At 66.8% G+C, this 15475-nt stretch carries 11 protein-coding genes; 2 read left to right on the forward strand and 9 right to left on the reverse strand.

Annotation, left to right across the window (positions count from 1 at the left end; genetic code table 11):
* Positions 1-37: 37 nt before the first annotated feature.
* On the forward strand, positions 38-1291 hold the full coding sequence (locus G3545_RS11545; protein WP_170012684.1) for a D-amino acid dehydrogenase: 1254 nt from the start codon (positions 38-40) through the stop codon (positions 1289-1291).
* A gap of 16 nt (positions 1292-1307) precedes the next feature.
* On the opposite strand, the gene G3545_RS11550 is transcribed toward G3545_RS11545, so the two are convergent.
* On the reverse strand, positions 1308-2900 hold the full coding sequence (locus G3545_RS11550; protein WP_246702786.1) for a GMC family oxidoreductase N-terminal domain-containing protein: 1593 nt from the start codon (positions 2898-2900) through the stop codon (positions 1308-1310).
* Positions 2901-3116: 216 nt separating this feature from the next.
* Positions 3117-4298 carry an MFS transporter gene (locus tag G3545_RS11555; protein ID WP_170012688.1) on the reverse strand — a complete coding sequence of 394 codons (1182 nt, stop codon included), beginning with the start codon at positions 4296-4298 and terminating at the stop codon, positions 3117-3119.
* A gap of 304 nt (positions 4299-4602) precedes the next feature.
* On the opposite strand from G3545_RS11555, the gene G3545_RS11560 reads away from it, so the two are divergent.
* Positions 4603-6570, forward strand: a complete 1968-nt coding sequence (locus G3545_RS11560; RefSeq protein ID WP_170012690.1) for a sigma-54-dependent Fis family transcriptional regulator — start codon at positions 4603-4605, stop codon at positions 6568-6570.
* A gap of 38 nt (positions 6571-6608) precedes the next feature.
* Here the strand turns inward: G3545_RS11560 and G3545_RS11565 are convergent, their stop codons facing one another.
* The 7 genes from G3545_RS11565 to G3545_RS11595 form a co-directional block, all read right to left on the reverse strand.
* Positions 6609-8210 (reverse strand): GMC family oxidoreductase N-terminal domain-containing protein, encoded by a 1602-nt coding sequence (locus G3545_RS11565; protein WP_170012692.1) that lies wholly within the window; start codon positions 8208-8210, stop codon positions 6609-6611.
* A gap of 28 nt (positions 8211-8238) precedes the next feature.
* Positions 8239-9321, reverse strand: coding sequence for an ABC transporter ATP-binding protein (locus tag G3545_RS11570; protein WP_170012694.1), 1083 nt, complete (start codon positions 9319-9321; stop codon positions 8239-8241).
* 4 nt (positions 9322-9325) lie between these two features.
* Positions 9326-10120 carry an ABC transporter permease gene (locus tag G3545_RS11575; protein ID WP_170012696.1) on the reverse strand — a complete coding sequence of 265 codons (795 nt, stop codon included), beginning with the start codon at positions 10118-10120 and terminating at the stop codon, positions 9326-9328.
* 36 nt (positions 10121-10156) lie between these two features.
* Positions 10157-11035, reverse strand: a complete 879-nt coding sequence (locus G3545_RS11580; RefSeq protein WP_170012698.1) for an ABC transporter permease — start codon at positions 11033-11035, stop codon at positions 10157-10159.
* Between the two features lie 44 nt (positions 11036-11079).
* On the reverse strand, positions 11080-12261 hold the full coding sequence (locus G3545_RS11585) for an extracellular solute-binding protein (RefSeq protein WP_206151419.1): 1182 nt from the start codon (positions 12259-12261) through the stop codon (positions 11080-11082).
* 36 nt (positions 12262-12297) lie between these two features.
* Entirely contained in the window at positions 12298-13638 is a 1341-nt protein-coding gene (locus G3545_RS11590; protein ID WP_170012700.1) for an FAD-binding oxidoreductase, read from the reverse strand.
* 251 nt (positions 13639-13889) lie between these two features.
* The gene (locus tag G3545_RS11595; RefSeq protein WP_170012702.1) at positions 13890-15005 is read right to left on the reverse strand and encodes an LLM class flavin-dependent oxidoreductase; all 1116 of its coding nucleotides are present in this window, start codon (positions 15003-15005) and stop codon (positions 13890-13892) included.
* Positions 15006-15475: the final 470 nt, after the last annotated feature.

Genomic DNA, 15475 nt, shown 5'->3' on the forward strand with positions numbered 1-15475 from the left:
CAAGGCGCCGCGAAGCCGAGCCGAACCAGAGGCAACCATGAAGATCGTCATTCTCGGCGCGGGCGTCATCGGCGTGACCTCCGCCTATTACCTCGCCAAGGCGGGGCACCAGGTGACCGTGCTGGATCGCCAGACCGGTCCCGCGCTGGAGACCAGCTTCGCCAATGCCGGCGAGGTGTCCCCCGGCTATGCCTCGCCCTGGGCCGCGCCCGGCATTCCGCAGAAGGCGATCAAATGGCTGTTCATGAAGCATGCGCCGCTGGTCATCCGGCCGATGCTGGATGCCGCCACCTGGCGCTGGATGGCGGGCATGCTGCGCAACTGCACCGCCGCCCGCTATGCGGTGAACAAGGGACGGATGGTGCGCCTCGCCGAATACAGCCGCGACTGCCTGATCGCGCTGCGCAGCGAAACGGGCATCGCCTATGACGAGCGGGCGCAGGGAACGCTACAGCTGTTCCGCACGCAGAAGCAGCTCGACGGCATCGGCAAGGATGTCGCGGTGCTCAGGGCGGACGGCGTGCCGTTCGAAGTGCTCGACCCCGCCGGATGCGTCGCGGCGGAGCCGGGATTGGCCCCGGTGCGCGAAAAGATCGTCGGTGGCCTGCGCCTGCCGCACGACGAGACCGGCGACTGCTTCAAGTTCACCAATGAAGTGCACCGGCTGTGCGAGGCGATGGGCGTCACCTTCCGGTTCGGCGTCGACATCCGCCGGCTGAAGCTGGAAGGCGGGCGCGTCGTCGCGGTCGAGACCGCGTCGGGCGATGTCGAGGCCGATATCTTCGTCGCGGCGCTCGGCAGCTACACGCCGGCGCTGCTGCGCCCACTCGGCCTCACGCTGCCGGTCTATCCGGTGAAGGGCTATTCGATCACCGTCCCCATCATCGACGCGGCGCGCGCGCCGGTCTCCACCGTGATGGACGAGACCTACAAGGTCGCGATCACCCGCCTCGGCGACCGTATCCGCGTCGGCGGCATGGCCGAGATCGCCGGCTTCGCGCTCGACCTGCCGCCGGCGCGCCGGGCGACGCTCGAATATTCCGTGGAAGACCTGTTCGGCGGTGCCGGCGACCAGAAGCGCGCCAGCTTCTGGACCGGCCTCAGGCCGATGACGCCGGATGGCACGCCGGTGATCGGCGCCACGCGTTACAGGAATCTCTATCTCAATTCCGGCCACGGCACGCTCGGCTGGACCATGGCCTGCGGCTCCGGCCGCGTCCTGGCGGATTTGCTCAGCGGCGCCAGGCCCGAAATCGAGACGGCGGATCTTGGGCTTGGGCGCTACCGCTAAGGCCCGAGCTACCGGCTCAGGCTGCCGCCTTGACGAAATCCGCGCAGCGCTCGCCGATCATGATGCAGTTCGCATTGAGGTTGCCGCTGACGATGACCGGCATGATCGAGGCGTCCGCCACGAACAGATTCTCCATGCCGCGGACCTTCAGAGTGTCGTCGACCACCGCCATCGGATCGTGCCCCATCTTGCAGGTGCCGGCGGGGTGATAGATGCCCATGGCGGTCGAGCGGATATAGTCGGTCCACTCGTCGTCGCTCTGCACTTCCTTGCCGGGCTTGAACTCGCCGACGACGTGGCGCGCCATCACCGGTGCCTCGAACAGGCGCCGCAGCAATCGCCCTCCGATCATCAGGGTCCGGATGTCCCGCTCATCGGCGAACAGGTTCGGCTGGATGGCGGGCTGGGCCTTCGGATCGCTGGTCGCCAGCCTGACCGTGCCGCGCGACCAGGGGCGATGGACATTGTTCAGCGCGGTGACCGCCGGCCGGTCGAACAGGATCGGCCCGTCCTCGGTGAGGTCGTAGCCGGCCGGCGTGAAATGGTACTGCACGTCGCAGCGCGGCATGTCGGGGTTGGAGCGGGTGAAGCCGAGCACATGGGTGTCGGGCGTGGTGCCCGGCCCGCGCCCGGCGAACAGCCACATGGCGCCATACAGCAGATAGTTGATCGGCGTCTTCTGCACATTGTAGGTCGGCTGGTCGACCCAGACGATATGGGCGGTGCCGGGATGATCGTGGAAATTCTCGCCGACGCCCGGCAGGTCGTGGACGACGCCGATGCCCTTGTCACGCAGATGCGCCTGCGGCCCGACGCCGGATAGCATGAGGATCTGCGGCGAGCCGAAAGCGCCGGCTGACAGGATCACGGCCTTCGCCGCCGCGGCGCGCACCACCTTGCCGCGCCGCTCATATTCGACGCCTGAGGCCCGCTTGCCCGCGAACAGCACGCGGCGCACATGCGCGCCGGTGACGATATCGATGTTCGACTGGCGCCGCTTGTTCCAGAGATAGGCCCGCGCCGAATTGCAGCGCCAGCCCTTGCGCTGTGTCGCCTGCACATAGCCGATGCCGCCCTGCGGCGGCCGGTTCAGATCGTCCGTCGCCGGCAGGCCGACCTCGACGCCGGCGCGCAGGAAGGCCTCGGACAGCGGATGCGAGGTCCGCAGATTCTCCACCGACAGCGGGCCGTCGGCGCCGTGATAGGCGCTCGCGCCGTTCTCATTGTCTTCGGCACGCTTGAAGTAGGGCAGCACGCTGGCGAAATCCCAGCCCTTGCAGCCCATTGCCGCCCAGTCGTCGAAATCCTCCGGCTGGCCGCGCACATAGAGCATGCCGTTGATCGACGAGCTGCCGCCGAGCACCTTGCCGCGCGGCATGTAGTCCATGCGCCCACCCCGGGTGGGGTCGGCCTGCGCCTTTAAGCGCCAGTCGAATTTCGGATTGGCGATCGCCGTCAGGTAGGTTGCGGCCGGCATCAGGATCGGCAGGCGGCGGTCCGAGCCGCCCGCCTCCAGCACCAGCACGCGATGCGCACCGCTTTCTGCCAGTCGTCCGGCGACCGCGCTGCCGGCGGACCCCGCACCAATCACGATGTAGTCGAATTCCATCAATTGCCACTCGGCTGAAGCCCGGCATTGCCGGTCGCTCGGTACATTTATCGTGCGGAGATTTCAGCAAGCGCAGTGATGAAGTCAACCAATATTGCCGAACTTCATAGAATTAATTGCGGCTCTCAATAACAACTCGAATGTCGTCTCAAGAATGAGACACGATAATCGCGCCATTGAGAAGCGATTATCGGAAATGAAGCGGGTCTCGACTTCTCAGCGACTTTTGCCGGGCGCCACCCGCGGACGTGCAAGCCAGGAAAACACGGCGATGACGGCGAAGGCGGCGGCGAACAGCAGCAGGCTGGTGCGCAGGCCGAAGCTCGCGGCGGAAAAGCCGATCAAGGGCGGGCCGAGCAGGAGCCCGGTATAGCCGAGCGTCGACACCGCCGAGACATTGACGCCGGGCGGCGCGCCGGGATCGCGCCCGGCCGCGGCGATCAGTATGGGCACGATGTTCGCCGCTCCAATGCCGACCAGCGCGAAGCCGACGAGGCCGGTCTCGACGCGTGGCCACGCCAGCGCGAGGCAGAGGCCGGCCATGCCGATCGCGGCGCCCAGCCACAGCGTACGGGCGGCGCCGAGCCGATTCACCACCAGGTCCCCGGTGAGCCGGCCGAGCCCCATGGCCACGGTGAAGGCGGCGAAGGCCATCGGCGCGATGCCGAGATCGGTGCCGATCACGCTGACGAAATAGACGCCGGACCAGTCGCCCATGCCACCCTCGACCATGAAGCCGAGCAGCACCAGGGCGCCGATGCCGAACACGCGCGCGCTCGGCCAACCCTTGGTCGGAACGTCATCGTTCTCGGCCGCCGGCACGGCCGGAAGCGCCATGTGCCGGCGCGACGCCAGCACGATGACGGCGATCAGGCCGCAAATCGCCAGCTGGCACAGCGCGGCGTTGGCGCCGAGCGCCATCAACCCGCCGACGAGGCCGGCCGCGGCGAGGCCGCCAATGCTGAACAGGGCGTGCAGCGAGGACATGATGGTGGCGCCATAGGCGCGCTCGACCACGCTGGCATGGGCGTTCACGGTGACGTCGAGCGAGCCGTAGAAGGCACCCGACACGGTGGCAATGGCGCACAGGCCGACGAGATCGGATGCGTGCGGGACGAGGGATTGCGTGACGCAAAAGGCCAGCGCCCCCACCGTGGCGACGAGGGGTGCGGCGAAGCGGGTCAGCGCGAAGCCGGTCACCGGCATGCCCAGCATCGCCCCGACCGCGAAGGCGAGCAGCGCCGAGCCGAGCTGGCCCTCGCCGAGCCCAAGGCCGTGCTGGATCGACGGGATCAGCGCGGCCCAGCCGCCGAAGCCGATGCCGGAGGCGAGGAACATGGCCGAGGTCGCCAGCCGCGCATGGACGAGGCGCCGCCGGAGAGCGGGAACGAGAAGCATGAAAGGTCTTTCAGGCAGGCTTGGCTTTCAGGCGATTTGAAACGGGCCTCGCGGCGCGGGCCGGCTGCATCGCAAGAAGCCTGCCATCACGTTCGGAGCGGGCTAATATTCGTCCTTGACGCTGCCGCCCCGTGTCCGCACAATGTTTAAGCTTGTACTAATCTTGGGCAATGCATCCCGCGAACAGTACGCCGGACAATTGTTCCGGCCGGCACGCGTTCCGAGGCCCGCAAGGCGCCTTCGGCCCGAAGACTGGACAAGCGCTCCAGACAGATGCGCGTTTCCGACATGGATGGGGTCCCGGATGAATCTGCAGCGTGAACACCTCGCCCGCATCTTCTCGACCGTCGAAAATCCGCGTCCCGTCTCGTCCTATGCGATGGTCGACGGCAATGAGTGGCGGCCGTTCGCGGCGTCCTGGACGCGCTGCATCCACAGCCACGGCCTCGACCCCGCCAAGAGCGCGCCGCTGACCGCGCTCGGCCCGACCGAGCTGCACGAGCACCGGCAGTCCTATGAGGAGTGGCTGCGGATCGCCGGCGACGAGCTCGACCATCTGTTCGCGGCGGTGCGGGTCATCGGCTTCTCGGTGAGCTTCGCCAGTCCCGAGGGCGTGATCCTCGCGGAGCGCTCGGACTACAGCAAGGACCATTATTGCGAGGCCGACCGGCCCGGTACGGTGTGGAGCGAGAATATCGTCGGCACCAATGGCGTTGGCACCGCGCTTGCCGAGATGCGCTCGACCGCGGTCTATCTCGGCGATCATTTCTATGCGGACTTCGCCAACTATTGCTGCGTCGCGACGCCGGTGTTCGGGCCCGAGGCGGAACTGATGGGTGCGATCAACCTCTCCGTCTGCAATCCGCTGATGCAGGAGGAGACACACCGGCTGGTCTATGGCATTGCCCAGCGCAGCGCCGAGCGGCTGGACGAGCGCGCCTTCCGCGAGCGATTCCGCGCCCACAGCGTCGTCCGGCTGACCCCGCGCGCCGGCCGTGCCGCGCTGATCGCGCTCGACGTCGACCAGCAGATCGTCGGCGCCGACCGCGCCGCGCGCGGTTTGCTCGGCATGGCGGAGAGCACGCCGGGCGGTTCGGTCTGGAGCTATTTCGAGCGCGACCGTCGCCTCGTCGAGAATGGCACCACGCCCGCCTCCTTCGAGCTGCGCGGCCTCCGGGCGGGACTGCGCGTGACCGCCTCGCTCACCCCGCCGCTCGACCGCGCCATCGCGGCGCGCCCCGTGGCGAAGGCCGGCCATAGCCTGGACGATCGCGATTCGGCGCGCCCCCGCCTGCCGGCACCGGCGGCCGCCGCTGCCATCCCCGATCTCGACGCCTGCGCCGGCAGCGATCCGCGCATGCTGAACAATGCGCGGCTGCTCCGCCGCGTCATCGGCTCGCGCCTGCCCATCCTTCTGCTGGGCGAGACCGGCGTCGGCAAGGACACGCTCGCGCGCGCCATCCATCTGGAGAGCGAGCGCGCCGGCAAGCCGTTCGTCGCCTTCAACTGCGCTGCGGTCCCGGAGACGCTCATCGACAGCGAGCTGTTCGGCTATGGCAGCGGCGCCTTCACCGGCGCGCGCCGGGAGGGCAATGCCGGCCGCCTCGCCGAGGCCGATGGCGGCGTGCTGTTCCTCGATGAGATCGGCGACATGCCCTATGCGCTGCAGACCCGCCTGCTGCGGGTGCTGGAGACCGGCGAGGTGATGCCGCTCGGCGCCGGGAAGATGCGGCGCGTCGACATCCAGGTGATCGCCGCGACCAACCAGGACCTCGAGAAGCGCATCGCGGCGCGCACCTTCCGCCAGGATCTCTATTATCGCCTCGCCGGCGCGGTCATCCATGTGCCGAGCCTGCGCGAGCGGACTGACCTCGACGGGCTGATCGACCGCCTGCTCGCGCATGCCGCGGAGGGGCGCGACATCCGCCTCGATCCGGCGGCGCGGAGCGTGCTGCGCTCGCATCGCTGGCCGGGCAATGTGCGCGAACTGAAGCACGTGCTGTTCCGTGCCGTGCAGATCGCGAATGGCGGCGTCATCCGCCCCGCCGACCTGATGATGGGCCATGAGGGCGCGATGGCCGTCGACGACGCGCTCGATGAGCCGGCCGAGACCGGCGGCGCGGCGAAGGCCGCCGTCGCTGCTGCCGAGCGCGGCGCCATCGCCGAGGCGATGGAGCGTGCCGGCGGCAATGTCGAGGCCTGCGCCCGCCTGCTCGGCATGAGCCGGGCGACGCTCTACCGCAAGATCCGCCGCCACGGGCTGGAGTTCTGAGCCGCCGGCGTCGAGCCCGCAGGGTCCGACGCCGCCGACTACGCCGCCTCCTGTGCCGCCCGGTTGCCGCGGATGAAATCGGCGACGCGCTCGCCGATCATGATGGCGGGGGCATTGGTGTTGCCGGAGATCAGGTTCGGCATGATCGAGGTGTCGGCAACGCGCAGCCCGTCAATGCCGTGGACCCGCAATTGCGGATCGACCACCGCCATGTCGTCCGTCCCCATCCGGCAGGCGCCGCACGGATGGATGGCGCCCTGGGCTTCCTTGCGCACGAAGGCCTCATAGTCGGCCCTGGTGCTCAGCGGCCGGCCCGGCAGATGCTCGCGGGCGATGAAGGCCTTTATCGCCGGCTTCGCCATGATCTCCTGCGCGACCTTCACCCCTTCGATCAGGCAGTCCATGTCATAGGGCTCGGCGAGATAGTTCGGGTCGATCACCGGCTGGTCGGCCGGATCGGCGCTGCGCAGCGTGATGGTGCCGCGCGAGCGCGGCCGGGTCTGGCAGATATTGAGGGTGCAGCCATTGCCGCCCGGCACGTCGCCGACGCCGGCTTCGACGCCGGCACCGGGCAGGAAATGATATTGCAGGTCCGGCAGCGGGTCGCTCTTGTGGCCCCACCAGAACAGCCCGCCCTCGCAGACATTCGACGTCACCGGGCCTGTGCGGAACAGCGCATACTCAAGCCCGGCCCAGAGCTGCCAGTGCAGCTTCTTGTACTTGTCGTAGCTGTCGGCTCCTTTCAGCTGATAGATCATATACATGTCCATATGATCCTGCAGGTTCCGGCCGACGCCCTTGAGGTCGTGGGCGACGGGCACGCCGACGCTGCGCAGATGCTCGGCCGGCCCGATGCCGGAAAGCAGCAGCAGGCGCGGCGAGCCGATGGCGCCGGAGCACAGGATCACCTCGCGCTCGGCGCGCAGCACCACCTTGCGGCCGCCCTCGACATATTCGACGCCGACGGCGCGCCCCTTCTCGATGACGATGCGCGTCACCTGCTGGCTGGTCTTGACGGTGAGGTTGCGGCGCTTCTCGGCCGGGTGCAGATAGGCGACCGCGGCACTGCTGCGCCGCCCATCGCGGGTGGTGAGCTGATAGAGGCCGCAGCCGGCCTGGCTGCCGGAATTGAAATCCGGATTGAACGGCAGGCCGGCCTCCTGGCAGGCCTTCAGCCACGCCTTGGTCAGCGGATGGGTGTAGCGCTGGTCGGAGACGCCGAGCGGGCCGCCGGTGCCGTGCGCCTCGTTGGAGAAGCGCTCATTATCCTCGGCGCGCTTGAAGAAGGGCAGCACCTCGCGATAGGACCAGCCATCGGCGCCGGCCGCGACCCAGCCGTCATAGTCCTGCGGGCAGCCGCGAATATAGACCATGGCGTTGACCGACGAGCCGCCGCCCAGCACCCGGCCCTGCACCATGGTCGGCGTGATGTTGCCCTGCTGCTTGACCGGGGCGAGCGTGTAGCGCGAGAGCAGATTGCCCTTGGCGGTCTTGTAGTACGTCACCGGCATATGGATGTACGGGTTCCAGTCCCTCGGACCCTGCTCGATGAGCACGACGGAAACGCCGGGATCCTCGCTCAGCCGGGACGCCGTCACGCATCCGGCCGAGCCGCCGCCCACCACGATGTAATCGACCACGCAACTTCCTCCGTCGGTGAATAGCGGTTCAGTGGGTGAGGAGCACCACGGCATCCTCGCTCCAGTCGAGCTGGACCTCGGCGCCGGGCTGGATGCGCACGCCCGAGACCGGCCGGGTTTCCTGGCACTTGATGGCGCGGTCGCCGGCGCCGCGCACCTCATAGACCACGCGGCTGCCGATGAAGACGACGTTCTCCAGCGTGCCGCGCAGCGAATTGACGTTGCCCGGCAAAGTCCCGCCATCGACCTTGCTCAGCGTGATCGCCTCGGGGCGGATCGACAGCGACACCGGCGCGCCGGGGGCAACGCCGTTCATCGCGGCGGCGGCGATGCCGCAGCCGATATCGACGGTGGTGGCGCCGCCCTCGGTGGCGGCGACCTTGCCGTCGAAGATGTTGGTGTCGCCGAAGAAGCGGGCGCAGAACAGCGTCTTCGGCGCGGCGTACATCTCCTCCGGCGTGCCGATCTGCTCGATGGTGCCGCGGTTCATCAGCACGATGCGGTCGGACAGGATCATCGCCTCGTCCTGGTCGTGCGTGACATAGATGAAGGTGGTCTTGGTCTCGGTGTGGATGCGCTTCAATTCGCCCAGCATGTGGTGGCGGATCTTCAGGTCGAGCGCGGCCAGCGGCTCGTCCAGCAGCAGCACCGCGGGGCGATTGACGAGGGCGCGGGCGAGCGCCACGCGCTGCGCCTGGCCGCCCGACAGTTCATGGATCCAGCGGCTGCCGAAATCGCCGAGTTGCACCAGCTTCAGCATGTCGGTGACGGAATCCTTGATCTCGGCTTCCGGATAGTCCTTCAGGCGCAGGCCGAAGGCGATGTTGTCGAACACGTCGAGATGCGGGAACAGCGCATAGCGCTGGAACACCATGTTGACCGGCCGCTTCTCCGGCGGCGTCGCGGTGATGCTGCGCCCACTGAGCACCACTTCGCCCCGGCTCGGCCGCTCGAAGCCGGCGACGATGCGCATCAGCGTGGTCTTGCCGCAGCCGGACGGGCCGAGCAGCGTCAGTATCTCGCCATCCGCGACATCGAGATTGATGCCGTCGAGCGCGACATAGCTGCCGAACGACTTGGTGATGCCCTGCAATTCGATGATGTTCGGCATGCTGTCATGCTCCCGTGTCTAGGGCACGCACGGCCAGGGCACGGCGGCGCTGATACCAGAAGAAGAACCCGCCGATCAGGATCAGCCCGATCGACAGAGCGAGGGCGAGCACCGAGACCGCGTTGATGTCCGGGCTGACGGCGCGGCGCATCATCGACCAGATGAGCAGCGGCAGAGTGGATTCATTGCCGCTGACGAAGACGGTGATGATGAACTCGTCGAACGACAGTGCGAAGGACAGGATCGCCGCCCCGGCGATGGTCGGCGCGATGATCGGCAGCGTCACCAGCCGGAACGTCTGCAGCGGGCCGGCGCCGAGATCGCGGGCGGCCTCCTCGAGCGACAGGTCGAAATATTCGACCCGCGAGCGCATCGCCTCGATAAAGAAGGGCAGCGTGAACAGCACATGCGCGATCACCACGGTGATGAGCGAGCGCGGCAGCCCGATCTGCGCGAACAGGATCACCAGCGATATGCCGAGGAACAGGCCGGGCAGGCCGATCGGCGCGAAGCTGAGCAGGCCGAAGCCGGTCTTCACCCGCCCCTTCAGCCGCGCCAGTGCCAGGGCGGCGAGCGAGCCGAGCACGGTGGTGATGAATGCCGTGGCGCAGCCGACGATCAGGCTGTTGCCGAGCGCGGTGAGGAAGGTGTGGTCGGCGAAGATCTTCTCGTACCAGCGCAGGCTGAAGCCCTCGAACGGGAAGGTCAGCGCCGGCGAGCTGTGGAAGCTGAACAGCGTGATGATCGCGACCGGCGCGTAGAGGAAGAAGACATAGATCCCGACATAGAATCTCAGCATGCCGGTACCGCCTTGACAGGGCTGTAAACGTGCGCGCTACGCATGGAACCTGCGCCCCGGCGCCATCTTGAAGATGTTGAGGGTCTGCACGAACAGGAAATACACGAACAGGAAGGTCAGCAGCAGGATGAACGCCATCGCCGCGCCGAGCGGCCAGTTTCCGGAGCTGCGGAACTGGTTCGAGATGACGAGACCGGTGGTGATGCCGTCGCGCCCGCCGAGCAGTTGCGGCGTGACGAAGTCGCCGGCCGCCAGCACGAAGGTGAACATGAAGGAGCCGACCACGCCCTTATAGGCCATCGGCATGATCACCTTGCGGAATACATCGCGCGAGGAGGCGCCGAGGTCACGTGCGGCCTCGAGATATTCCGGCTTCACGTCGCGCAGCGCCGAGACCAGCAGCAGCAGCGTGAAGGGCAGCATGATGTGGACGAGGGTGAGGATGGTTGCGAACGGGCTGAACAGCAGCAGTTCGATCGGCTGCGAGATCACCCCGAGCTGCATCAAGGTGGTATTGATCAGCCCGTTGGAGCCGAGGATGACCCGCCACGCATAGATGCGCACCAGATAGCTCGAGAACCACGACACCATGACGATGTAGAACAGCATGTTCCCGCGGGCGCGATAGACGATGTAGTAAGCGACCGGGAAGCTCAGCACGACCGAGAGGGTCGCCGTCCAGAAGCCGTTCTTCATTCCGCTCAGCGTGATGAGATAGAAGCCGGAGGACGACAGCGCGCGCCAGTAATTGTCGAAGGTGAAGGCGGGGATCAGCGCGAAGGATTTGGCGATCCAGAAGCTGTAGACGAACAACAGGCCAGTCGGCACCACGAAGAACACGAACAGGAAGGCGAGCGGCGGGGCGGCAAGCACCCCGCCGGCGATCTGGCGCCGATCCACATCCTTGAAAGCCATCTCTTTCAACGCCACCTTTCGCGCTTCCACTTCTTCTGCGGAACTCAGAACGACGCCTTGAAATCGGCCCAGGCCTGCGTCCACTCATCATAGGTCGCGTAGGTGTCGGAGGTGCGCGGCGGCTGGCCCTGCAGCGGCGACTTCTTGAACACTTCCGGCAAGTTCGAATAGTCGAACAGGTCGCGGGTCGCCTTGTCCATCAAGGCGGAGGCGTGCTTGTTGACCGAGCCGCCATTCACCGCCTTGCAGACCTCGGCCTGAGGCTTGGCGGACACCGCCTCGTTCATGAAGGCGTAGGCGGTGTCGAGGTTCTCCGCGCTGATCGGGGTGAACCAGGCGTCGCACCACATCACTGCGCCTTCCGCCGGCACCGCGTAGACCGTCTCGACGCCGCGCTTGGCGGTCTCGACCGGGGTGCCGCTCCACACCGAGAAGCAGGCCGCGATCTCGCCGGAGGCGAACAGCGAGATGGTGTCGCCGTTCGAGGAGGCGAAGACCCGGCACTGGTCGCGATAGGGGCCGAGCGCCGCGAACGACTTCTTGAACTCGTCCTTGGTGAGGTTGGGGAATTTCGGCCCATAACCGGCGATGCGGGCGATCATCGGCCAGGTGGCGATGGTGTCGTCGCAGAAGGTCAGCTTGCCCTTCATCTCCGGCGCCAAGAGATCCTTGTAGCTCGTGATCGGCTTCGTCATCTTCGGGTTGTAGACAAGCGCGTTCAGCCCCCACACCCACGGAATGGCGAAATAGGTCTTGTCCCAGTACCAGGTCGGCGCCTGGTAGAATTGCGGATAGATCTGGTCGGGATTGAAGTTCGGCACCTTGGCGATGTCGATCGGCTTGATGATCTTCAACTCGTCCGCATAGAACTTCTCGAAGCCCTGCGAATATTCGGCGAGGTCAAGGCGCACCGCGCTGCCGCCGACGAACTTCGAATGGACGTCGTCCTGCGTGCTGATGATGGCGGCGTCGACCTTGACGTTGTTCTTCTCCCGCCAGGCCTTCAGCTCGGCATCGAGCGTGAAGCCTTCCCAGGCCATGATCTTGAGATCGCCGCCGGTCGCGGCCCGGGCCGGGCTGATGCTGCCCGGCACTAGCGGGCCGAGGAAGGCGCCCGCGGCGGCGCCGAGCGCGCCGGCCAGCGCCTGCCGCCGGTCGAGCGAAGCCATCGAGGCATATCCCGCGGCGGCCCTGATCTGCTCGGCACTCCAAATGTTCTTCACCATCTGCGAGACCCTCTGTTCGATTGGATTATTGTTCGTTCATGGCAGCCGGCGCGGCGCCTTTTCCGATGCGATGTCGATGCACGGCAGCCCGCTGATCCCCACCATGCGCGAGCGCTCGACGGCCCGGGCACCGAAGCGCTCCAGCGCATAGGGGGCGGGATCGATGGCGGGCTTCTGGCGGAGCACCAGAGCCCGCACCAGCATGCCGGTCTCCGAGGCGCCGACCATACCGGTATGGCCGTGCCCGGCGGCGAGGTAGAGCCCGTCAATGCCCGGCACCGCGCCGATCGCCGGCACGCTGTCCGGCAACGAGGGGCGAAAGCCCATCCAGATCCGGGTGTCGGTGGATTGCAGCGTCGGGAACAGCGCCCGCGTGCTCTCCAGCAGCGCCGAGGCGCGCCGCTCGTCGGGCGCTGCCTCGAGCCCGGCGATCTCGACGGTGCCGGCCAGCCTCAAGCCGTGCTCCATCGGCGTCACCGCGATGCCGCGATCCTTGAGGATCAGCGGCATGCGCGGCGTCACGCTCGGCGTGCCGAGCATCAGATGATAGCCGCGCTCGGTATCGAGCGGGAACGCGACCTTCAGCGGATCAAGCAGCCGTTTCGAATAGGCCCCCGCGGCAACCACCACGGCATCGGCGAGGCGATTGGCGCCATTGGTCATCACCAGGAAGCCGGCGAGCGGCCGGGGGATCAGCTTCATCGCCCGTTCGCTGGCGATCGTGCCGCCCGCGGCGCGGAACAGCTCGGCGAGCGTCGCGGTGAGGCGCGAGGGATTGACGGTGAAGCCGTTGCGCTCGAACAGCAGGCCGCGGCGGGCGTGGGCCGAGATGTCCGGATAGATGTCGCGCAGTTCCCCGGCCGACAGGCGGCGGGGCGTGATGCCGTGCCGCGCCATCAATTCATTCTGGACGCGCTCGCTGGTCCCCGGTTCGTCCTTCTCGAAGACGTGCGCGCTGCCCTCGGTGCGGATGAGGTCGGCGAAATGTGCGGGCCCGAGCAGTTCCATGTAGCGCTGGTGGCTGTCGTGGTGCAGCACCCGCAGCGCGTCGGAGGCTTTGAGGACGCTCTTCATGCGGCTCGCCAGCAGCCACCGTACGAGCCATGGCGCGGCGGTGGGCAGATAGGATGGCCGCACCACCAGCGGGCCGAGCGGATCGAGCAGCCAGCCCGGCACCTGCCGCCACATGCCGGGAAGCGCGAGCGGCACGTTCTGGTCGGCGCTGAGGAAGCCGGCATTGCCGAACGAGGCGCCCATGCCGGGCGGCAGCGGATCGAGGATGGTGACGGCCGCACCGGCACGCTGCAGCGACAGCGCCGAGCAGAGGCCGACAATGCCGGCGCCGACCACGATGACCTGCCGCGGGACCGCGCTCATGTGGCGCCCCTCGTCCCGCCCGGCATCGTGGCTCGTACGTCCAAAGACATCCCGTATATACCCCTGCTCAATTCTTGGGTCTGCCTCAGAAATTGGCACATCACATCAACGCAATGACCGTGCCAAACCGAGGCAAATTTTCAACGTCTTGCAATTGCTTGCTATTCTTGCGGACTGGCGGCGGCGTCCGCCGCGCGTCTCAAAGTCGCGACGCGCGGGATCATGAGTGAGCGGCCCGGGATGAGACGGCCTCAGGCGGCGGAGGCCTCCGCCGGCTCCTTGGCAGCGATCGCGGCATTGACCATCGGCATGACCTTGGTCGCCATCAACTCCAGCGAACGCTTCATCGCCGCCTTGTCCTGCCAGTCGTGCGCCGCCATCATCAGCGTGCCGAACGGGCCGATATAGTCGCGCAGTTCGAGGATCTTGCGCGCCACCGTCTCCGGGCTGCCATGGATCACGAAGTCGTCGCGCTGCACGACATGGTCGACTGCGGCCGGATCGTCATCCGGCTTCACCACCACCGCGGCGGTGGCGCCGACGCGCTTGTAGATGCGCAGCAGATAGTCGAAATACCAATCGAAGGTGCCGCCCGGCTTTTTCACATAAGCCTCAGCCTCGGCGTCGGTATCGGCGACATGGATGCTGCGCGCGACGTGCCAGATCTCGGGATCGGCGACGCCGCCGGTCTTGGCGGTCTCGTCGCAATAGGCCTCCCAATGGGTCTTCACGTTCCAGGCGGCGACGAAGTTCGCCGAGACCGGGATCCAGCCCTTGCGCGCGGCAAGGCGGATCGAACCGGAATTGGGGCTGGAGGCGGAGACGGCAATCGGCGGCGACGGCAATTGCTTCGGCTTCAGCATCTCGCCCATGCCGACGTCGGGCCAGACATATTTCTCGTTGGAGATCGTCCAGTACTTGCCCTTCAGCGTGTAGGGCGGCGTCTCGGTCCACATCTTCTGGATGAGGTCGACGGATTCGATCATCATCTCGACGCGGTTCTGGTCCTCGACATTGAAGACCTCCATGTCCGAGACCAGGCCGCCGACGCCGACGCCGAGGATGAAGCGGCCGTCGGTGAGATGATCGACCATCGCCGCCTGCCCGGCGACAAGGACCGGATTATATTGCGGCAGGCAGGCGACGCCGGTGCCGAGCGTGATCTGCTTGGTCAGTGGAGCCACATGGGCGAGAAAGGTGAGCGGCGAGGTGATGGGCTCGACCGAAGACGTATAATGCTCGCCGACCCACGCCTCCGAGAAGCCGAGCTGATCCGCATAGACGATCGCTTCGATATCTTCTTTGAGCGTCGTCGAATAATCGCGACCCAGATTATGCAGCGGCATCATGAATAAGGACAGCTTCATCGGGATGACTCCATTTTGTTGATATCGCGGTGGCGTAGACCGACGTTGCGCTGATCAACGCAATCGGTGTGCCAATCTTTTGCGCGTCCCGAAAACTGCCGCTCCGTCGGGCAGATACTTGATCTGGCGATGATGAGCGGCCGCGAAATCTCATTACAGCGACTCGGCGCGCTCAGCCTTGCGACGCCGTCTCAATGTCCGCGGTGACGATGCCGTCGCGCCGAACCTCAGGCCTCGCGAACCCGTTCAAGCCCGCCGGAGCCTGGCTCGCGCGGAACCGTTGCGCGCGAAGCCGTTGCTCGGGGTCGGCGGGTTGGCGCGTGAGGTCGGGCCGCCGCGAGGCACAGCATGGCCCTGCCTTGGCATGGGGCTTGCGAACTCTGAAGCGAGGCGATCGACACCGTCTCGTCCACCTTCCCGTGGACGGGACCTGGGCGCGCCCGCGCGGCGCCCATGCCGCGCGGGCGATG

Source organism: Starkeya sp. ORNL1, assembly GCF_012971745.1.
Taxonomy (GTDB): domain Bacteria; phylum Pseudomonadota; class Alphaproteobacteria; order Rhizobiales; family Xanthobacteraceae; genus Ancylobacter.